The organism is Candidatus Zixiibacteriota bacterium, assembly GCA_034003725.1.
In the GTDB taxonomy this organism is placed as follows: domain Bacteria; phylum Zixibacteria; class MSB-5A5; order GN15; family FEB-12; genus WJMS01.
This window is the reverse complement of record JAVEYB010000003.1, coordinates 1-20,470: the sequence shown is the minus strand read 5'-3', so window position 1 is coordinate 20,470 and position 20,470 is coordinate 1. Positions and strand designations below refer to the sequence as shown.

At 58.2% G+C, this 20,470-nt stretch carries 14 protein-coding genes; 3 read left to right on the top strand and 11 right to left on the bottom strand.

Translation table 11 applies throughout. The annotated features are described in order from the left end of the window. Window positions 1-5: 5 nt before the first annotated feature. The 10 genes from RBT76_04870 to aspS all read right to left on the bottom strand — a co-directional run bounded on the left by RBT76_04870 (window position 6) and on the right by aspS (window position 15,959). Complete coding sequence (locus RBT76_04870; protein ID MDX9857098.1) at window positions 6-998, bottom strand: PorV/PorQ family protein; 993 nt, start codon at window positions 996-998, stop codon at window positions 6-8. 56 nt (window positions 999-1,054) lie between these two features. After that, window positions 1,055-4,399 (bottom strand): TonB-dependent receptor, encoded by a 3,345-nt coding sequence (locus RBT76_04865; GenBank protein MDX9857097.1) that lies wholly within the window; start codon window positions 4,397-4,399, stop codon window positions 1,055-1,057. A gap of 280 nt (window positions 4,400-4,679) precedes the next feature. Continuing rightward, complete coding sequence (locus tag RBT76_04860; protein MDX9857096.1) at window positions 4,680-5,429, bottom strand: hypothetical protein; 750 nt, start codon at window positions 5,427-5,429, stop codon at window positions 4,680-4,682. 136 nt (window positions 5,430-5,565) lie between these two features. Then, window positions 5,566-8,505 carry a sigma 54-interacting transcriptional regulator gene (locus tag RBT76_04855; protein ID MDX9857095.1) on the bottom strand — a complete coding sequence of 980 codons (2,940 nt, stop codon included), beginning with the start codon at window positions 8,503-8,505 and terminating at the stop codon, window positions 5,566-5,568. Window positions 8,506-8,621: 116 nt separating this feature from the next. After that, window positions 8,622-8,903 (bottom strand): hypothetical protein, encoded by a 282-nt coding sequence (locus RBT76_04850; GenBank protein MDX9857094.1) that lies wholly within the window; start codon window positions 8,901-8,903, stop codon window positions 8,622-8,624. 230 nt (window positions 8,904-9,133) lie between these two features. Further along, window positions 9,134-10,429 carry a hemolysin family protein gene (locus RBT76_04845; protein MDX9857093.1) on the bottom strand — a complete coding sequence of 432 codons (1,296 nt, stop codon included), beginning with the start codon at window positions 10,427-10,429 and terminating at the stop codon, window positions 9,134-9,136. A 4-nt stretch (window positions 10,430-10,433) separates the two neighbouring features. Beyond that, window positions 10,434-10,865 carry an rRNA maturation RNase YbeY gene (gene ybeY / locus RBT76_04840; protein ID MDX9857092.1) on the bottom strand — a complete coding sequence of 144 codons (432 nt, stop codon included), beginning with the start codon at window positions 10,863-10,865 and terminating at the stop codon, window positions 10,434-10,436. A 1-nt stretch (window position 10,866) separates the two neighbouring features. Beyond that, window positions 10,867-13,119 carry an HDIG domain-containing protein gene (locus tag RBT76_04835; GenBank protein ID MDX9857091.1) on the bottom strand — a complete coding sequence of 751 codons (2,253 nt, stop codon included), beginning with the start codon at window positions 13,117-13,119 and terminating at the stop codon, window positions 10,867-10,869. An 18-nt stretch (window positions 13,120-13,137) separates the two neighbouring features. Then, window positions 13,138-14,124 (bottom strand): PhoH family protein, encoded by a 987-nt coding sequence (locus RBT76_04830; GenBank protein MDX9857090.1) that lies wholly within the window; start codon window positions 14,122-14,124, stop codon window positions 13,138-13,140. 2 nt (window positions 14,125-14,126) lie between these two features. Then, on the bottom strand, window positions 14,127-15,959 hold the full coding sequence (gene aspS, locus RBT76_04825) for an aspartate--tRNA ligase (protein MDX9857089.1): 1,833 nt from the start codon (window positions 15,957-15,959) through the stop codon (window positions 14,127-14,129). A 304-nt stretch (window positions 15,960-16,263) separates the two neighbouring features. On the opposite strand from aspS, the gene RBT76_04820 reads away from it, so the two are divergent. After that, complete coding sequence (locus tag RBT76_04820; protein ID MDX9857088.1) at window positions 16,264-16,764, top strand: PTS sugar transporter subunit IIA; 501 nt, start codon at window positions 16,264-16,266, stop codon at window positions 16,762-16,764. A 244-nt stretch (window positions 16,765-17,008) separates the two neighbouring features. On the opposite strand, the gene RBT76_04815 is transcribed toward RBT76_04820, so the two are convergent. Further along, a complete protein-coding gene (locus tag RBT76_04815; protein MDX9857087.1) occupies window positions 17,009-17,920 on the bottom strand; it encodes a DMT family transporter in 912 nt (303 codons plus the stop codon). A 666-nt stretch (window positions 17,921-18,586) separates the two neighbouring features. On the opposite strand from RBT76_04815, the gene RBT76_04810 reads away from it, so the two are divergent. Then, window positions 18,587-19,783: a GNAT family N-acetyltransferase gene (locus RBT76_04810; protein MDX9857086.1), complete on the top strand. Its 1,197-nt coding sequence runs from the start codon at window positions 18,587-18,589 to the stop codon at window positions 19,781-19,783. Between the two features lie 419 nt (window positions 19,784-20,202). After that, window positions 20,203-20,470: hypothetical protein (locus RBT76_04805; GenBank protein ID MDX9857085.1), on the top strand; the 268-nt coding region annotated here is incomplete at its 3' end.

The following is a 20,470-nucleotide window of genomic DNA, read 5'->3' as shown; positions in this document are numbered from 1 at the left end:
CCTCCTTAAAACGCGAATCCCATGGTGAATCGATGAACTTCGGTCAGCACGCCGAAGTCCTGGAACGCGTAGTCGACGCGAATTTCGCTTTCCTCGCCCAACGGCCAGCGAATGCCGCCGCCTGCGGTGAAACCGTCCTCGTCGTAGTTGAAGCGGCTGCCGCCGCGAAGGACGAACCGGTCTTTAAACGTGTATTCGAGACCGACATTATATTTCTCGAGGTTGTCGGAGGGGTGCGATCCTTCGGCCGCAAACGTCACCATATGATCAACATTCTCCAACAGGTTGATGGCGCCGCCGAATCTGAAGTTGATCGGCAGCGGATAGGACGTGCTGATCATGGTGAGATCGGGACCGAAGTTGGTAATGACCATCGCGATCTTAAACCCGCGGAACCCGGTATCGTAGACGGTACCGACGTCGGCGGCCCATCCGCTGGCCGAATATTCATGAAAGAACTCGCCGATATACTTGACGTTGAAGCCGATCGAGAAGCGATCGGTGAGATACCGTCCATATCCGACGGAGAACAGGAAGTCGTTGGCCGTAAAGACGCGGCCGGTTCCGACTTCAGTTCCCTGTTCGTAGGTTCGCTCGATGATATCGCCGGTCGTGAGGGCCGCCATACTGAAACCCAGCACACCGCCGATCGACTCAAGCGGGAACCCCACGGCGCCGAATCCGTAGTCGATGTCGGCGGGCAAGTCGATGTAGGTCAGCATGCCCTCCCGCCCGTACATCTGCACGAGCGCAGCGGGGTTGTAATATATGGAAGAGATGTCGTCGACGACGGCGGTATACGCCTCGGCCATACCCATCGCTCGCGCCGAAACCCCGAGTTCGAGGAACTGGGCGCCGGTGGTTCCCACCTTTGCCTGAGCTCTCGCGTCCGCGGGTGTCAGCAGAACGACCAGTACAAGCGTAATCGCCGTCAGCGCCAGAGCCGCCCGGACGGGGGCCGAGCAGCCGAGCGGTCGACGTGTCGTTGTGCGTACCATGTCTCGCCTCATTTATTCTTCACCACTTTTCTTTCGACAGCCTCACGGTTGCCCGCTTAAATGTTGACCTCGATGCCGACGCGGACCTGGCGACCGTAGTCCCAGTTGTACGGGTTGGCGTCGTAGGGCGTACCGCCTTTGATGACCTGGTTCACGTTCTGCTGGGTGTCCGGGCGGCCGGTGTTGGTGTAGACGGCCTGCACGTTGCGGCTGTCGAACACGTTTTCAACCCAGAGGATGCCCTCGAAGCTGAGTCCAGCGAACGTAAATTCCTTGGAAAACCGAGCGTCAAACACCGCCGTAGCCGGGTAGCGGAGCGAATTGTTTTCAATCGCTTCGGCCGTGGACTGTGAGATCCCCGGGTAGGAGCGCGACGGCGTGAAGGGACGACCGCTCTCGATAATCGATTCGATCGACATGGACCAACCGTTCGGAATCGGCAGGCCGAAGAGCCGCGGTTTGACGTTGTTCGGAATATAGAACGTGATAGCAGTCTTCAGCGAGTGGCGGATGTCGTTGTCCAGCGGGGTTTCCGACAGCGGTTCGTTCGACAGCTCGAAATCCTCGAGGTAGTTCTCGTTGGTCTGCGACGCCTTGCCATATGCAAATGCGTAGGTGTAGCTGAGCTGACCAGTGATATATCCGCCGCCCCGCTTGTCGAGCGTGATCTCGAATCCGCGGCTGCGGCCGTAGTCGCTGTTGCGGTACTGCTGACGGGTCAGACCGCCGATACGCACCGACTGGCTGTTGATCTTGTCGAACTCATCCTTGAAGTAGCCGGAAACGTCAATCGAATAATACTCGCTCATGGCGTACTTCACGCCGAACGAGTACTGAATAGTCTTCTGGAAGTCCAGGTTGTAGTTGCCGACGACCCGGTCCTGGTCCACGGAGGCGGTGTTTCGAGCGTACATCCACTGATACTCGGGCAACTGGTAGAAGTGTCCGTAGTTGAAGTGGACCTTGGCCTTGTCCGAGATCGGGTAGGAAAACCCGATACGAGGCGAGAACTTCTGACGGTCGCCTTCGATGATACCGGACCCGAGATCGTCGTTGACAGCCACATCGATCAGGTTGTCAACATCCTGCAGGAAGAAATCCCAGCGGAAGCCGAGCGACGCGATCATCGATCCATACTCGAGCTTGTCGCGGAAATAAACCGTACCGCGCCACGGGGTGTAATCAAACACGTCGCGGAATGCCCCGCGGTCCGGGTACGGGCCTCCATCCGGGCGGCCGGTGTAGCTGAGGTAGGGCCGCTGGATCTCGACAAAATTGAAGTCTTCACGGATGATGGCGCCGCCCAGTTTCAACTCGTGGTTGCCGAGCTGCTGATAGACCTGCAATTCACCGCGCCAGCGATCGATGCCGCGCTCGACCCAGAACGCATCTGGGTCGTAGTTGTACGGATCGAGAAAGGTGGATGAGCCGCCGTAATCATAGGAGCCGTTGCCGTTGACGTCGGTGAAGGTTTCGCCCGGATCGTAGCGGAAATTCGGGGCGTCGTAGATGCCGTTACCGTTGCGATCGAGGAACGGGATGCCGGGCTGCCAGACGCTGTTGGGACCGTCGTAGACACCATTGTAGTTCAGATCCTGGTTGATGGCCGGATCTTCGGATCGCACAAAGCGGTCAATACCACGGTCGTAGACGCCGTTGCGGTTGATGTCGGTAAACGGTTCGCCGAGAATGATGTCTCCATCGACAAATGCTTCCGGCGTCCGATTGTTGATCGGCTGGACCCGATTGAGATCGAGCCGTCCGTTGCCGTTTTTGTCCTGCAGCAAATCGCCGCTGTCCCACACGCCGTTTCCGTTCAGGTCGATAAACGGCTCGCCTTCGAGGAAGTCGATCACGCCGTTATCATTGAATCGGAAATCCGAGAGGACGGGACTCTGCGGGTCGAGAGGATCCTGATCCAGATTCAGTTCGCCGAACGTATATGCGGGGCCGGAAAAATCCGTGCCATAAACTGCGGTGTCGGGAAACAGGTTAATCACCGGCTCCGGGGCGTCGTACACGCCGTTGTCGTTGAGGTCGGTGTAATCCTCCCACTCACCCTGCAGCATAAAGTCATCAGGATCGAGGGTCCGGCCGGGGTTGTTGGGGTCGCCCGGCTTGAGCGAGATGTCCTGCGAGTAGTAGGACAGGTTCAATTCATATGTCGTATTGCGGCTCAGCGACTGCGACACCTCGAGCGACAACGACTCCCAATTCTCCTGGCGGACCGGAAGGGTCGCGTTGGAGTAGCGGTACTCCCAATAGCCGAACAGACGCGTGTCTTTCGAGTGCGTCGACTTGTATGAAAGCACGAAGTTCAGGTTCTGTCTCGGCTTGAACTTGAGGTTACCCATCCAGTACGTCTGGTTGCGGGCTCTCTCGGGAATATCGACGCCGAGGAAATTGAAGGACGACCAACCGCGTTCGGTAGCCGGGGTATCGTAGTTCTGCATCGGATAATAGTCATCGTCCTTGGAGACCTCGGCGTAGAAGAAGTACGTAAACTCTTTGTCGGCCAGGAAATTGAGGCCGAGCGCCGGCAGGATCTTGTTTTTCAGCAGCGGGTCCGGACCGGAGAGCGAAAAGCGCGCGTAGTCATAGTTGCGCGAGTACTTGTTCAACTCGGAATTGCCCAGATCGTCAGTGATGTACTGCATATTGATCTGGGTGTTGTCCTTGGAGCCGGTCGCCGTCTTGATGTTGACGATACCCGATAGCGCGTTTCCGTACTCGGGGTCGAAGCCGTCTTTGATGATCTGGATTTCCTGAATCGAACCGGAGACCAGCGAGAGGTTGGCGCCGGCAGCTCCCTGCCCGCCGAGCGGGTCACCGATCTCCACACCGTCGACGATGTACGACACCTCGTTGGCGCGACCGCCGCGGATAAAGACTTCACCGGTGGCGCTGGTCTGCACACCGGCCACCTGCGTCAACAAGGCATCGACATTCTGCACCGGTTTGGTTTGGATCTGTTCAGCGGTGATCTTGGTCGACGTCTGCGTCTCGAATTTTTCGATAATATCGCGGTCGGCAACGACTTCGATGGTCGTGCCGATATCCGTGACCTTCTGCGAGAGTTTCGCATTCTGCTCCGTCGTAAGACCGTCGTTGACGGTGACGCCTTTGACTTCGACGGTATTGAAATCAAGGTGGCTGATCCGCAAGTCATAGCTGCCGATTTCCACACGCAGGATTTGATACCGACCATCGACGTCGGTCATCGCACCCATACTAGTCCCGACGATGAGCACGGAAGCGCCGATGACCGGCTCGCCCGACTTTTCATCGGTGACTCGTCCCTTGATCTGCCCGGTCTGACCGAACACCTGCAAGGGAATCAGAAGCAAGACCACGAGCAGAAGCACTCTACCGAAGCGGACTGCGTTACCAACGCCCTGCATCGTCTTCCTCCTCACGTATCTGAAATGTTATTATCTTGCAACGCCTTATCTCACGCCGGTCAAGAGCGCGAGCTGTTTCAGGTCAGTACATAAAGTGCGGAGATGGATGATTGCGTGAGAGAGTATCTTGGTGTTGTCCCAACCTCAGAACCGTTCCCACAAGCCTATCATTCATTGACGGTTACCACGCTGTACTGATCCACAATGGCTCGAAAAATAGCCTTATTTCCGCGCTCGCGTCAAGCGATTTTTTCCCCACCGGGGGAGTTCGCCCGACGCATTATAGACTGGCGTCTGAAGTACTTTGTTTAATTGGATCACGGCGCACCAGGCCGTTTTCGGAGAGGCGCTCGGCGCAGTGAGAAATCCCGTCAATATCACGCGAGTCAAGTTCGGCGGGGGCGATCTCAAGATCGAGGGATGCGCCTGCGGCAGAAGCAAAAAGCGCAGCGTAACGTGAAAATTCGTCGGCACTTATGGGGTGCCGGGCACTTCCGCCGGCATCGTCGCCAACACCGGGCAGCGCAGGGTGTCCGGCCACACCGCGCAACTTGATCGATCCGTGCTGCAGCAAAACCGATCCGATCCGGCGCTGGGCCGAGGCCACGACTTTGCCGTGTTCGTCGGCGAGTTCGTATCGCGCCCGCGAGGCGAAACAGGGCGCCGAATGAAAATAGGCCGGGCGCGCGTTGTCGGACGATGACACCCTGACGTATGAGACGGGCTTGCCGGCTGCGGCGACGAAAGCTGCCAGCGCGTGGGCGATCAACCTCGACGTTTGAGAGACAGTGCTGTTCAGAGGATGTGACGGGTGGCCGGCCGCCGTATCAAGAGCGATGGAGTATGTCAGTTCGGATGGGTCGTGGAAGAGCGCCCGGCCGCCGGTAACGCGCCGGATGACCGGCGTATCGCTGACGCGCGTCCAGTCGCACGCGCTTTCGCGGCGCTGGTTGTATCCGATCGTAATCGTTCCGACACGCCAGGTGTACAGCCTCAGCAAAACGGTGTCAGTGGTTGCTGCTGACGCCATGAGCCATTCGTCGCAGGCCATGTTGAACCAGGGATCGCCGCAGTGATGCGTGTATAGCCGGGCCGGTCGCATACGACAGAATACAAAAGAGCGCCCTGTGAGACAAGGCGCTCTCGATACAATTCCGTGTCATCCGTCAGTGAATCGAATCTATCTGATTCAGGTCGATGTTGTACTGCTTGATCTTCAGCCGAAGGGTCGATTCCGGGATTTTTAACAGAGCGGCGGCGTGCTTCTTGACACCCTTCTGGTCACGAAGCGCCTTGATGATGAACTGACGTTCGTGCTCGGCCAGATAGTCGTACAGGGAGTACTCTTCGGTAAACTCTATGCCGGTGGAGACGGGCATGATGTCGGGGGCGGACTCGATCTGGTCGGCATCAAGCGCAGCTGCGATTTTCGACGACAGAGTGTCGCTGGAAATCTCTTCGGCGTCGCCGGTCAACAAAATGAGTTTCTTGATTTCGTTGTCGAGTTCGCGCACGTTGCCCGGCCAGTCGTACGCAACCAGGCACTTCATGACGGTGGGAGAGACGGACTTGCCGCTTTCGCGCAGAAAATGCTCCACGAGCAGCGGGATGTCCTCTTTGCGATCGCGAAGCGGCGGCAGCCGGAAGGTCAGCGCGGAAAGGCGATAATACAGGTCATGGCGAAACGTCCCACGTTCGATTTCCTCGCGAAGACTCTTGTTGGTGGCCGAGATGATCCGGACGTCGACCTTGCGCGGCGAGGTTTCCCCAAGCCGCACGATTTCTTTTTCTTCGAGCACGCGAAGGATCTTCGCCTGAATCCCGAGCGGCATATCGGCGATTTCATCGAGGAAAAACGTCCCGCCGTTGGCCTCCTCGAACAGCCCGGCCTTGTCGCGATCGGCGCCGGTAAACGCGCCGCGGCGATAGCCGAACAACTCCGACTCGAGCAGCGTTTCGGGCAGCGCGGCGCAGTTGACGGAGATGAACCGCTTGTCACGCCGCACCGAATTGTAATGGATGGCGCGGGCCAGCAAGTCCTTACCGGACCCGGTCTCCCCTTCGATGGAGATAGAGATAGACGAATCGACGACCTGTCGCACCTGTGCGAGCATCTCCAGCATCCGGGAGGACCGGGTAATGATATTCGGGAACGCCGCCTCCATCTTGAGCTGGTCTTTGAGCCGCCGGTTATCTTCAAGCAGCTTCATCTTCTGCAACTCGGCCGCCTTGAATGCGATCAGGTCGGAGAAGCCAACCGTGAAGTTCAGATCTGGCTGAGAAAACGGGTTAATGGAATTGTCGCCGGCCGTACGATCGAGATACAGGTAGCTGGTGGACTTGTCGCTCATTTTGAACGGAACGACAATAACGCTCGCCACGGGGTCCGGGATGTCGCCGAACAGATCGTTGATGTACGGGTCGCGCCGGCAATCGAGCAACAAGGTCGGACGGTCCTGCGCTACTTCTTCGCCCAGCAACTGCGAGAACGACTCGGCGAACCGGTGCGCCTGCAGCTCGGTCATCGGCTTCGATGCGACGACGGGAGTCTCGTAGAAGTCCGGGGTGTAGATTATCGCACGGCTGGCCCGTGTCCGCTTGATGAGGACGTCGAGAGTCTCTTCGATCCGTCCCATCTTAAGCTCCTTCATTTCCGAAGGGGACACCAGATTGCCGAAGACTTTGAATTCATTCTGGTCGGAGACTGCGACCGCCACAGCCGAATCGGCAAGGGAACGCAGGAACTGATTGACGGCGCGCACCTTGCCTTTTTCAGCGAGCGCGGTAAACGACCGTTCGGCCCGGGAGAGGTGCTTGAATCCGCGGGCCAGATCACCCACCTGGCAGGCGAGCACACCAGCAATGTGATCGGTCTCCGCAATCCAGTATTCGAGCTCGAGGCGGCGGAAAATGCGCAGGGCGTCATCTAGCGTCTGACGCATCCGATCGGTGTCGTCGAGCCCGGCTTTCATCTTGATCTGGACCTGGACAAGCATGGTGCGAGCCAGCTCAAGCGGATCGCCAACGTGCTGGAGGGTTTCCACCGCCTGCCGGATATAGGTCAGGGCGTCGTCGAACTCTCCGCGCTCGGCGAAGATGCGTGCGATGGCGCGAAAGGAAGCGCCAACTTCCGCTTTCTCACCCACTGTCTGGGCAAGTTCCAGCGCTTTCTGCGCATGCTTCATCGATTCGGAGTGATTGTCGAGCGCAAGCTCGACATCGGCAAGCCGACGGCTTGCCTGGCTGACGAGCGACGATTCCGGGGCGAGCATACGGCCTTCCTGGTATGCGTCTGACAGGGTTGCCTTGGCTTTAAAAATGTCACCGCGCTCGAAGGCCATTTCACCCATGTACTCGAGATATATGACGCGCTCTCGTTTCAGATTGAGACGGCTAATAATCTCGTGGGCGCGATCGAGGTGGCGCGCGGCGAAGACAAACTCACGTTTGCGGATGTGCAGGTACCCAAGCGAGAGCAGGTTGACGGCCTGCGAGATTTCCTGTTTGTGCCGGGTGTTGAACTCGAGCGCCGTATTCAAATCCTGTTCGGCCTGCTTCCAGAGACCGGCGAGCATGCGAATCGTGCCGGCGTTACCGGTCAGCTGGGCGACTTTGCGGGGCTCCTCACCGGCGATTTCAATCGCCTCATCAAGATACCCGAGGGCTTTGTCGAAGTCGGCTCGGATGAATGCGATACGGGCCAACTCGTTCAGGCCGTTGACCTGGCCGACGTGATCGGCCGCACGGCGATACGATGCGAGCGAATTGTGTGCACGGATTTCGGCGTTTTTCAGATCGCCGATGGCTGAATATGACTTGGAAAGGACCAGCTGGACACGGCCGTACTGCCGGTTCAGAGGGAAGTCCGCGAGGACCCGGGTGGCCTTGAGTCCGTGTTCAATGGCGGTGCGGTAATTCCCTTCGGCGAATCCCTTCTCCGCCGCCAATAACAGAAACAGCCCGTTCTGGTGCGGGCTGTCTTCGAAGTCGGAGGCATTCAAGGTATCGAACTGGCGGATCGCGGTACCGATGCTGCGCTGGCGGAACAGTTCTTCTACCTCGAGCAGGCGGTTATCGAACGCGAATTTTTGTGAGGGTCGGTCCATGATTCTTCTGTGTTTTGTGTTACGTCTGAATCTTCGTTAACGCTCCAATCACATCAACTCTCTCCCTGCATTTGGACCTGTTGGCCACTGCCTCACATCGATCATCTCCAGTGGGGCTACAGCCCACCCCCGGACACGTGAAAGATCAGTTGGAACAACACTTGCTCGAGAACGGTCGTTCCTCCCGAACTCACGGTGCTGGTGGATTCCATGCCTGAGGAACCCTCATTGGTCGAATCGGGACCGGTCGGGCCGACCGGATCGCCGGTTACGCCGGTGCTGCTGCCCGACGCGTCAGCGTCCCAGGCATGCTCTGCTACCAACATCGGGGCTGAGATGACAAAAGCGGCCACGAACACGCACAGCACCAGAAATGCTGAGACTCGTGAACCTCTCATAACCCTGCCTCCTGTACAACGTGAAATCGCCCTGCTTGGTGCAAACTGCGAGAACTCAATGAACACGACGCAAAGGGCGCGTCGAGCGCATACTTTGCCATCTGTATGGTAAAAATCCCATACCCATCTGTCAAGCAATATTTTACGCGGCGCAGTTATTGCGCCGACAGACCGCTCCGAGTAGCAGCGATGATGCTGCACGGATCTCGACGGCAGAAATCCGGGGACGGCTATAATTCGTCTTCGAAGCCGTTGATACGGGCTCCCGCGCGCTGGCGGATGCGAACCTGCCGGATTCGATGAGCGTCAACTGAGACGATCTCAAAGGTAAGATCATGCCAGCGGATTCGTTGCCCCTGACGAGGAACTTCGCCAAAGAGATGGTACATAAGGCCGCCGACCGTATCGTAATCCCCCTGTTCGTATTCAGTGTCGAGGACCTCCTGCAGGTCGCTGACAAGCATGGACGCATCGACCAGGTAACCGTCGTCGGTCCGCACCAGCAACTGGGTTTCATCGGGATCGTGTTCGTCCTGAATATCGCCGACAATCTCCTCGAGGATATCTTCAAGCGTCACCAGACCGGCCAGTCCGCCGTATTCATCGACCACGAGCGCGATATGCTGTTTGCGCGCTTTGAACTCGCGCAGGAGTTCGCCGATCACCTTTGACTCAGGAACGAAAAACGGCTTCCGCAGATACCGGGCTATGACGAACTCCTCCCCCGGTCCCGGCATATTGTTGAACAGGTCTTTGACGTAGAGGATGCCGATCACGCGGTCGATCGATTCCTCGTAAACGGGGAACCGGGAATGACCGTCCTGGACAACCAGCTGCTGGATGTCGCGGAATGACATGTGGCGTTCGATCCCGGTCACCTTTATACGGGGGATCATGATCTCACGAACCACGGTCTGGTCGAGCTGGAAAATCTGCCCAATCATCTCCTTTTCTTCGTCTTCGACGATGCGCTCGTCGATGCCGGCCTGATCGGCGAGCGTCTCAATGGCCCGCTCGATGATATCCTCCTTGTCTTCCTCGCTCACAGGCACGTCGGCATTATTTCGCAGAATTCGGCGGTAGCCCCCGACAATGGGCAGAAACAGCCAGTGGACCAGACGAATCAGCCAGAGGTGTCGCAGCATGTTCGGGTTTACCGCACGGCGGGCGTGACGGCGCGGCAGAAATTCGACAAAGAGTATTTGCAGAAGCCAGACGACGGCGAATCCGACCGGAAAGGCGACAAAAACGGTCAGTTCCGAGCGGGCGGAGATTTGTTCCAACAAGAGACCGCTCATCACCGATACGAGCACCAGTTGAAACGACTTGAACACGGTGGCGACCTGAAGGCTGGCGCGCGGATTCTTGGCGAGGGTCTCGAGAAAGTGCCGGGTGCCGTTGGAAACGTCGGGAGCCAGTTCGGACAGGTCGTCCGGATCAACATAGACGGCCATGGAATACAACGAGACGAAATAGCCGGCGGTGTAGCTGGCGGCGATCAAAAACAGGGCGATGGCTTCAAACATGGCATCACCCTTCCATCGCCATGGCGAGATAGAGTTGCTCCCGCCGTTTCATCTCGATCGCGTCGGCGCGCCGGGTGTGGTCGTACCCGAACAGGTGCAACAGGCCGTGGCAGACCAGACGCAGGTACTCCTCGGACCGGCTCGCGCCATACGCGGCAGCCTGCCGGTCGGCGGTCGGCACCGAAATATAAATCTCGCCGAACGTCGAGCTCGGTTCTTTCGACGTGTCCAGATTGAATGACAGGACGTCGGTCGCCGCATCTTTCCTGCGAAAGGTTTGGTTGAGCGTCCTGAGCCGCCTGTCGGACGTGAAAACCAGATTGATGACAGCCCGACTGTCGGGTTCGGCCTCGTCATTGGTAATTGCTTCGAACATCGCGGTGATCCTGGCGCGCGGAAGACGCGCCCGTACCTCCTTATAAACGACAAGACGCATGCTATTTCTCATCCCTGCCAGGATAGACGATCCGCTGGTGGAAAGCCGCCATCACCACCTTCGCGAAGGACTCCTTGATACGGGCCAGATCACGAAGCGTCAGCGGGCATTCGTCAAGCTGTCCGGACTGGAACCGATCGTTGATAATCCGCTGGATCAGGTTGTTGATCCGCGCCGGCTTGGGCTCGTCGAGCGTTCGGCTGGCAGCCTCCACCGCGTCGGCAAGCATCGATATCCCGGTCTCGCGCGTCTGCGGTTTGGGGCCGGGATAGCGGTATTTGTCGATATCCGACGGGTCGGCGCCCTGTTTCAGCGCCTTGTCGTAGAAGTAGCTCATCACCATCGTGCCATGGTGTTCTTCGATGAAATTCAGCACTTCATTGGGCAAGCCGGCCTCCTCGCCGAGCCAGCGACCTTTCTTGACATGCGCGGACAAAATCAGCGATGACATGGACGGCGTGAGCACATCGTGCTTCGACTTGACGCTCAGCTGGTTCTCGACGAAGTACTCCGGGATTTCCATTTTGCCTATGTCATGGTAATAGGCGCCGACGCGGGCCAGCAGATGATTGGCATTAATCGATTTCGCAGCGGATTCGCACAGGTTGCCGACCACGATGGAGTGATGGTACGTACCGGGAGCTTCCAGCGCCAGCCGCTTGAGCAGCGGGTGGTTGAGATCCGACAACTCCAGCAGCGTCAGGTCGGTGGTGAATCCGAACAACGATTCGAATATGGGCAGGAAAAATATCGCCAGAACGATCGTGATAATACCGTTGAGGGCGCCGAGGGCCAGCTCAGGTATGATCTCGGGGTTCGGTGTCAGCTTGAGCGTTTCCACGACGAGGATCAGCAGCACGTAGGCCATGATGACGGCAAGCATAATCCGGTAGAAGTCGGACCGCTTGTAAACCCGCCCGGCCGTAAAGCACGCGACCATACCGACCACCACGGTCATCAGGGTAATCGTAAAACTGAAACGGTGCATCACGCCCAACAACAGCGCGAGGATGATCGTCGACAGTATGCCGATCTCAGGATCAAACAGCACGGTAATCATCACCGGGAGGACCGCGATCGGGTAGATGTAGATCGATGATATGCCTATCCGTTCGGTCATGGACCCGATCAGATAGATCAGGCCGAACTGGAGGACGAACACGAGAAACAGCGCCAGGATTTTGGGATTTGAGTTGTAGATCGTCCTGCGGAATTTGTACAGGAACAGATAAAGCGCGATGAATGCGGCGAGTGTCAGCAGGACGCGGCCGACAAAGGGCAGTGCGGCGAGCAGCCACCCTTCTTCGGCGGCTTGCTGGCGCTGGATGCGCGCCATCTCGACCAGCACCTCTTCCTGTTCGACGGTGACACGCTGCCCGGCGCGCGCGATGATGTCACCTTCTTCGACGATCTTCTTGACGGGCGAGATTGACTCCAGCGCCTTCGCCAGCCGATTGTTGTACTCGTCCATGTCGACGCGGAGGTTGGGCTGAATGAAGTTCTTGCCGACGTTGTAATAATAGTCGACGTCGATCGTATCACGGTCGGCCACTCGATTGAGGGCAGTCAACAGCCGGAGGTTCGCCATGGCGCGATCGTACAACTGGTCCCGCTGGAACGACACCTCGTGTTCTCCCCGCTGAACGACCACGGAGCGGCTTCCCCCCTCCGGCAGGGACGCGCCGGTGGGCAGCACGCCGATGCGATAGATATCCGAGTCATAAATGCGCTCCAGCTGCGTACCGACGCGGGTGAGCCTGATGGGGCGACCGAGCGATTTCTCGATAGCCGAGCGGCTCATCAGCGGGAATCGTCCGCTGACGAGGCGCACCTCATCCTCGGTCATGCCCGCGCCCTCCGGTCGGGCTGTCCGCACGGAATCCACCAACCCGAGGAACGAACGTAATCTCTGGCGGACGGTATCGATCACCGACGAATCGGACACCAGCACGTAGGGAACGGACTGACGTTCCCGCTCGCGGTCGCGCGCAAGGTCCTGTTCACCCTTGAACACGGTGATTTCGAACGGCGCCAGGATGTCCTGCAGAGATATTTCGCCGCGCCTCGGGATATCAAACGGATCGAACAGGTCCTCGCCGGGGTACATGACGACGAGCAGAACCGAGAACAGCACCAGCAGCAGGACCTTGATGGTCCGCGTCTGGGCGGTCGGCGTCTGCACCTGCCTGCTTTCGGACTGGACCTTCAGCAAGCGCTGAACGCGGCGGATGAGTATGCGAATCAGCTTGGCCATGCGGCATTCCCTGCGGGATCAGGAATCCTTTCGCCGGGCGCCTTCGTATCGCTCGTAGGCGCTGATGATCTGCTGGACGAGCCGGTGACGGATGACATCCTTCTCCGTCAGGTGAATGAACTCGATTCCTTTGATGTTTTTCAGGATCTTCTGCACGGTGATCAAGCCGGAAGTCTTTTTGTCGGGCAAATCGACCTGCGTGACATCGCCCGTGATGACCGCTTTCGATTTTTCTCCGATACGGGTGAGAAACATCTTCATCTGAGCGGTCGTAGTGTTCTGGGCTTCGTCAAGAACCACAAACGCCTCATTGAGCGTCCGACCACGCATAAACGCGAGCGGAGCTATTTCGATAACGCCCATTTCGAGCAGCTTGGCGATTTTGTCCGGCTGCATCATGTCGTACAGTGCGTCGTAGACCGGGCGAAGGTACGGATCTACTTTGGCGCGGACATCGCCGGGCAGAAATCCCAGCGACTCGCCTGCTTCGACGGCGGGCCGCGCGAAGACGATCCGGTTGACCCGCTTGGTCTTCAGTTCGGCGACAGCCATCGCGACGGCGAGATAGGTCTTCCCCGTGCCGGCCGGGCCGATCGCAAACACCAGATCGTTTTGGTCGACGGCCTCGACATATCGCGTCTGCCCGATCGTTTTCGGTTTGATCGCTTTCTTGAGCGCGCTGGTCAACAGGGCTTCGGTGGAAATCGACGCCGCCGGACCGAGACCGTTCTGGCGGATCATTCCGATGGCGTAGTTGAGGTACTGCTCGGTGATTACTTCGCCCTGCTTGATGCGGGTGGTCAGATCGGTCAGCAACCGGAGTATCTGCTCCACTTCCTCCGGCGGTCCCTCCACCTGGATGCGTTCGCCGCGCGCAACGATACGGCTGAGAAAGCGGCTTTCGATCATGCGGAGAAAGGAATCGTTTTGCCCGAACAAAAGCCGCTGATCAATATCGCCAGGCGTAAACGTGCCGATCTTCTTCTCGTCGTAATCTGGTTGCATGCCTAAGCCGAGGTCTCCTTCGCTACAATTTGCAGCCCCAGTTCTTCGAGTTGCGACGGCTCGATTTCGGACGGGGAGCCGTCCATCAACGACGAGGCGTTAGCCGTTTTCGGGAATGCGATGACGTCGCGAATGGACTCATATCCGCCCATCAGTGTGACCAGCCGGTCCAGACCGAGGGCAATGCCCGCGTGCGGAGGCGCGCCGTATTCGAGCGCGCGAAGCAGAAAACCGAACATCCTCTCCGCCCGGTTGTTGTCGATACCCAGAATCGCCAGAATCTTCTTCTGCAGTTCACTTCGGTTGATTCGCTGCCCGCCAGAGGCGATCTCCCACCCGTTCACCACAAGATCATACTGCATCGCCCGGGCGCGACGCCAGGGGTGATTCAGGTCGGTGCCCGGCAGAGTCGACGAGAACCCTTCGTCGATCAAGGGAAGATCGGTCTCGTGCGGATGAGAGACGATATTATGCATGGCGTCCCATCGCCGTTCCTCTTCGTTATAATCGAGCAGCGGAAAGTCCGTTACCCACAGGAACCGGAACTGGCTTCTGTCGACAAGATCATGCACGCGCCCGAGATGCAGGCGGAGCTGCCCCAAGATGCTTTCGGTGCGCAGTCTTCTGTCCGATATGATAAACAGCGCGTCGCCCGCCAAGGCTCCCGCACGATCGCACATTCGGTTTTTGACGTCCTCGCCGATGAACTTCAGGATGGGCGACTTGTCCTGGCCCTCGGATCGCAGAATATACGCCAGCCCGCCGGCTCCGTGCTTTTTCGCCAGCTCGGTGAGGTCATCAATCTGCTTTCGCGAGTAGGACGCCCCGCCTTTCAGCACGATGCCCTTCACGACGCCACCCGAGCGGACGTTGTCGGCAAACACCTTGAAGTCGCTTTGGCCTGCAATATCAGTCAGGTCAACTATCTCCATGCCGAAACGCAGGTCGGGCTTGTCGATTCCCCATCGATTCATGACTTCGTCGAAGGTGTATCGTGGAAAGGGTGTTTCGATATCGATATCGAGGACTGCTCGAAACAGCTCTTTTTGCATGCCTTCAATCACTGCAAATACGTCGTCGGGTGTCACAAACGACATCTCGACATCGATCTGGGTATGCTCCGGCTGACGGTCGGCCCGCAGGTCTTCGTCGCGCAAACACCGGGCGATCTGAAAATAGCGATCGAAACCCGAGATCATGAGGATCTGCTTGAGCAGCTGCGGCGACTGCGGCAGCGCGTAGAACTTGCCTTTCGAGACGCGGCTCGGGACAACGTAATCGCGAGCGCCCTCGGGCGTGGACCGCATCAAAAGGGGCGTCTCGATTTCATAGAAGCCGTTTCGGTCGAAATAGGTGCGCACCGCCATGGTCGCCTGATGCCGCATACGCAAGGCGCGCTGGAGCGGAGCCCTGCGGAGATCAAGGTAACGATACTCAAGACGGAGGGTTTCATTGACGTTGGTCTGATCGGCAACCTCAAACGGCGGGGTGCGCGATTCGGAAAGAATGTGGAACTGATCCGCGACCACTTCAACTTCCCCGGTGGCAAGCTTGGGGTTGGCGGTTCCGTCCGGGCGCTTTCTGACATGGCCAACAACAGCGACGACGAATTCCGATCTGGTTCGCTCCGCCGCGGCGAGCATGTCCTTCTCCAGAGTCTCGGGATTGACCACTACCTGAGTAACTCCGTATCGGTCACGGAGATCAAAAAACATCAAGCCGCCGAGATTTCGGTAGCCGGCCACCCAGCCGTTGAGGCGGACAGGCGTGTCGATATCGGCGGGCCGCAACTGGCCGCAGGTGTGCGTTCGTTTCAGGCTTAGGAAGGGTGGCACAGGCTCCTCATTAACTGTTTGCTGTTCATTAAATTATCGGCAGAAGGCAGCCGTGGATTGAGACATCACCGGATAGGCTCATGGTGGCCCGAATATCATTCTGCGTACCGGAAAAGTCAAGTGGCTCATCGGCCGCCTGCAAATACGCGGCGGTGGTGGGCAGCGCGGCCCTGACCGAGGCGGTCCGCCGCATGCAAGTGTCGCCGGCACTTGACAATGCACCGGGGTTGGTCGTATCGTGGGGGTCCGAGTAAACGGGCCGGAACGGTGCACGTTCTGGACTAAATTGTCGATAAATGACTGTATGAATCTTTCGCGCTATCTGACAGAAAAGCTGGTCAAGCTGGAGCTGACGACCGTCATCGAGCCGCCCGAAGAAGGCGCATCGCGTGAAAAGTGGCGTCAGAACGCCAAAGAAAAGGTGCTTGGTGAGCTGGTGCAACTGCTGGCCGCCGACAATCGGGTCGGCAACGAGACCAAATTGCTGATCGATTTCGTGAATCGCGAACGCAAGGCGACGACTGCAATCGGCTATGGAATTGCAATCCCGCACATCCGGTCGTTGCAGGCCAAGGAGTTCATGCTGGCATTCGCCCGCTCGACCGTCGGCTACGATTTTGACTCGCTGGATAATCAGCCCACTCATATGTTCTTTGTCATGGCGGCCCCGCCATACGACGACAACTTTTATCTCAAGGCGTTCAAGACGCTGGCCGGGATGCTGCAGTACGAGTCATTCCGCAGCGATCTCATGAACGCGCAATCTCCCGGCGAAATCATCCGCCTCGTTCGCTCGATGGAATAGCCGGCGGCTATAGTGGTAGTGGACATGTGCGCCGCGACACTGAGGCGCGCGATCAATTCCTTTACACAATCCGGCGGGAGGATCGTCCATCACTTACCGAGCGAAGCTCGAAGATAAAATCCGTCAAAGAAAGCAGGTCCCGCCGACCGGACAATCGGTGGTGGGCTGCTCCGGTAGACCTCATCCCCGTGTGTTTACCCCCACACCGTTCATGGTCGCCCGTTGAATCTGCCGGGCGACCATTTTAATGGTCATCAGCGGCAATCGATACGGCGGCCCGCTTCGGCTTGCGTCGCCGCTGTCCGAAGTAGACGCCGCCCAGGACCGCCAGGCCGCCGAGGGCAGTCGCCCAGGTGAATTGCTCCCCGAGGTACGGAACGGCGAGTACGGTAGTGGCGACCGGTTCCAGGTAGAGGAAAATGCCGGCTCGGGCGGCGCCGATATCAGCAACACCCTCCTGCCAGAACCAGTGGGCGATCGCCAGCCCAAGCACGCCGAGGAACAAGAGCGCAACCACGGCATCGGCCGGCAGATGCAGAAATCTCTCCCAGTCCGAGGTGACGGCCATGTAGCCGAGTATCATCAGCCCGGCGGGCGCCAGGACCGCGAAGGTCAGCGCCAGCGGGTTGTGCGCCCTGGAGAGGTCGCGAGTCGCGATTGTATACAGAGCCCAGGTATGCGCCGAAGCCAGTACGAGCCAATCGCCAACACTCGATAGCCACTCGAAACTCGACAGATTGCCGTGTGATACCAGCAGCAGGATTCCCGCCGTTGCGACCGCGATACCGGCATACTCTCTTATTCCCAGCCGCTCGTTCAGAAACAGGAATGAGAGAACAGCCAGTACCAGCGGCGTGATCGAGATGATCCAGCCGGTGTTGGTGGCCGAGGTATACTGCAGTCCGGTGATCTGTATCAGGAAGTGTGCCGTGATGATCGCCGATCCAAGAGCGACCTTGCCCGAATCGCGAAGGCCGAAGCGGAATCGGATGCGTTTGAGTCGAACGACTGCGAGGAGAACGGGAAGCGCGAGGAGCAGGCGAAGCCCCAGAAGTTCGACGGGGGTCACGTAGGACAGCACGACTTTGGTGGCGACGAAGGTCCAGCCCCAGATGACGACGCAGAAGAGCAGTTTCAGTCGCGACAGCATGGCCATACATACGCGTTTCCCGGTGATCAGTCAATCCCGCACTTGGGTGCGCTCTCGTTGAACCGGTGTCGTTAACGCCGGAGCGGTAACAGCCGATAAACTGATAAGAATCGATGGAACGGGCCGATTTTCACGGCTTTTCCCGGGCAGCGGAGTCGGTTTCGGCGGGGCAGAATCTGTCTATCGAGTCCCTTTCGAACTCTATGCCGTCGATATTGGGGCTTGCGGACGTCAAGATGACGACTGGTAACCATCGAAACGACATGTGGTTGCGCTTCGGAGAGGTATAAGAAGTTATCAAAAAGAGTTCTTGTAATCTGGACAAAACACACTATGTTACTTAGAGGGATTCAGGGCTGCACACGTCATTGATTGACACCTTCGACGCGGTACGTACGGCACTACGGCAGGCGGAAAGTTAACTTGCTGCAGGGCTGGGACGATTGTTGACCAAACGGGGACTGGTCTTCTGCCTGAACCCGACGAGCATCGGTGTGCGAACCAGATTCGAGGTGCTGTCGGGTCGATTCTCATTCTATCGGCTGGGATCGGCGACTCGATTGGAGGAAAGGTCGGGGAGGTGTACGCAATGCGGTACGAAACCGGCCAGGAACGGATGGGTACAGGCGCGATGTCTGTGCGCATGTGCAGCCTGAGAGGGGCATAGAAGTTATGAGCGACAAACTGGAACACGAACCGGTAGCGGCAGGCCCGCCGGCAGTCGGCGTACGGACAATTGACCGTCGCGGACCGGCCCGCACGACGGTCGTCCGAAATCTCGCGGACATGGACACGGTACGCGAGGCGTGGTCGGAGCTCCAGGCGACGCTGGTTCAACCGTCGCCGCTTCGATCGTTCGAGTATGCGCGGCTCTGGTACGAGACGTTCGCCGAGCCATCGCACGTGCGGCTGTTCCAGATCGCCGACTCGGAGCGGGTGATCGGCATATTGCCGATGACGCTGTCGAACCGCCACGGCATCAGAGTGCTCACCGGCCTCACGAACTCGCATTGTCTGCACGCGGAACCGCTGATCGTGCCGGGCTACGAGGCTGCGTTCGCGGAACGGCTGGTGCGTGAACTGGTCGATCACGAGTCCGACTGGGATCTGGTCGATTACGAGTTCGCGTATTCGTTCGAGCGCCCGGAGCCGCTGCTTCACAGCGAGCTGTTGAAGCGCTTCAACCTGCGGTTCGCACAGCGCGCGGAGCCGACCTTTATCACGGATCTCGATCAGGACTTCGAGCAGTATATCGCGGGGTTGTCGCGCGAGGCGCGCCGCATGTTTCGTCGGACCGGCGAGCGGCTGAATAATCTCGGCGAACCCCGGTACGTGCATCGGCAGGGTGCGGAGGCAGTCGCGGCGTGGCAGGTGCTGGTGGGAATCGAGGACGCCGGATGGAAAGGGCGCAACGGAACATCGATTGCCCGGTGTGACGCGCGATGCCGGCGGTTCTATGAGGCATTTGTTCGGTTGCTGGCCGAGCAGGATGCACTTCACCTGTTTGAGCTCCAAATCAACGACCACCCGATTGCCGCCGCGTTCGGCTATGTTGACGGCGGCACGCTGCATTATCTCAAGGCCGCATACGACGAAACCTATCATGAGACGTCGCCGTCGAACAACCTGCTTCGGGAAGTGATTCGCGACTGCATGCAGAACTATCCGGAGATCGCGCTTCTGCATCTATTCCCCTGGGATTCGGGCTACAAGTACCGCTTTGCGACTCAAGAGACGCATGCGTACGAGACAATTGCGTTCAGTCCGAGCCTGCGCGGGCGGGTTGTCGGCGCGTTGTTCGGACTGAAGGAACGTCTGAAACGAATCACGCCGCTTCGCAGAGCCGTTCAGCGGCTGCGCGGGCGCTGAGTGCGGATTCGGATTGACCAATCGGGCGCATCTAACATCACGATTTCTCCGAAAAATAAAAAAGTCATTGTACAAACGTGAATGCGAGGGGGTTACGGGGAAATGGCTTTGTTTTGTCATTTTTAGGGGGACCCATTTCTTCCCCTTCCCCCGATCTTGATGTCCGGCAGGGGAAAAACTGCTGTAAACGCAGGTTTTTGACGATCTGTCGCGATACCAAAGTTCCATCGTTCTTGCACCCTGTGTGAGAGAAGTCTTTGTAAAGGGGGAGCGGGCATTTTTTCCATCGAGGTGGTAGGGAAAGTGTGAGAGGGGTGTGCCGGAAATTCAGGAGTCCTGGTGACTCGGCGGAGGTTTGACCTTGTGCCCGCGACCCTGGTCGCGGTCGGTTCGCTTTTCGTTTGGGAGGTTGGTTCACCGTGACCAAGGTCACGGGCACGGAGATCTTTCGTTTGGGAGGTTGGTTCACCGTGACCGAGGTCACGGGCACGGAGATTTTTCGTTTGGGAGGCTGGTTCACCGTGACCGAGGTCACGGGCACGGAGATTTTTCGTTTGGAAGGTTGGTTCACCGTGACCAAGGTCACGGGCACGGAGATTTTTCGTTTGGGAGGTCGGTTCACCGTGACCAAGGTCACGGGCACGGAGATATTTCGTTTGGGAGTTCGGTACACCTATACCCAGGTCA

Bases quoted from the DNA above. Each gene is read 5' to 3' on its own strand.
- RBT76_04850 (MDX9857094.1), bottom strand. From the start codon at position 8,903: ATGAGAGGTTCACGAGTCTCAGCATTTCTGGTGCTGTGCGTGTTCGTG.
- ybeY (MDX9857092.1), bottom strand. From the start codon at position 10,865: ATGCGTCTTGTCGTTTATAAGGAGGTACGGGCGCGTCTTCCGCGCGCC.
- RBT76_04855 (MDX9857095.1), bottom strand. From the start codon at position 8,505: ATGGACCGACCCTCACAAAAATTCGCGTTCGATAACCGCCTGCTCGAG.
- RBT76_04815 (MDX9857087.1), bottom strand. From the start codon at position 17,920: ATGGCCATGCTGTCGCGACTGAAACTGCTCTTCTGCGTCGTCATCTGG.
- RBT76_04865 (MDX9857097.1), bottom strand. From the start codon at position 4,399: ATGCAGGGCGTTGGTAACGCAGTCCGCTTCGGTAGAGTGCTTCTGCTC.
- RBT76_04820 (MDX9857088.1), top strand. From the start codon at position 16,264: ATGAATCTTTCGCGCTATCTGACAGAAAAGCTGGTCAAGCTGGAGCTG.
- RBT76_04830 (MDX9857090.1), bottom strand. From the start codon at position 14,124: ATGCAACCAGATTACGACGAGAAGAAGATCGGCACGTTTACGCCTGGC.
- RBT76_04835 (MDX9857091.1), bottom strand. From the start codon at position 13,119: ATGGCCAAGCTGATTCGCATACTCATCCGCCGCGTTCAGCGCTTGCTG.
- RBT76_04860 (MDX9857096.1), bottom strand. From the start codon at position 5,429: ATGGCGTCAGCAGCAACCACTGACACCGTTTTGCTGAGGCTGTACACC.
- RBT76_04845 (MDX9857093.1), bottom strand. From the start codon at position 10,429: ATGTTTGAAGCCATCGCCCTGTTTTTGATCGCCGCCAGCTACACCGCC.
- RBT76_04870 (MDX9857098.1), bottom strand. From the start codon at position 998: ATGGTACGCACAACGACACGTCGACCGCTCGGCTGCTCGGCCCCCGTC.
- RBT76_04810 (MDX9857086.1), top strand. From the start codon at position 18,587: ATGAGCGACAAACTGGAACACGAACCGGTAGCGGCAGGCCCGCCGGCA.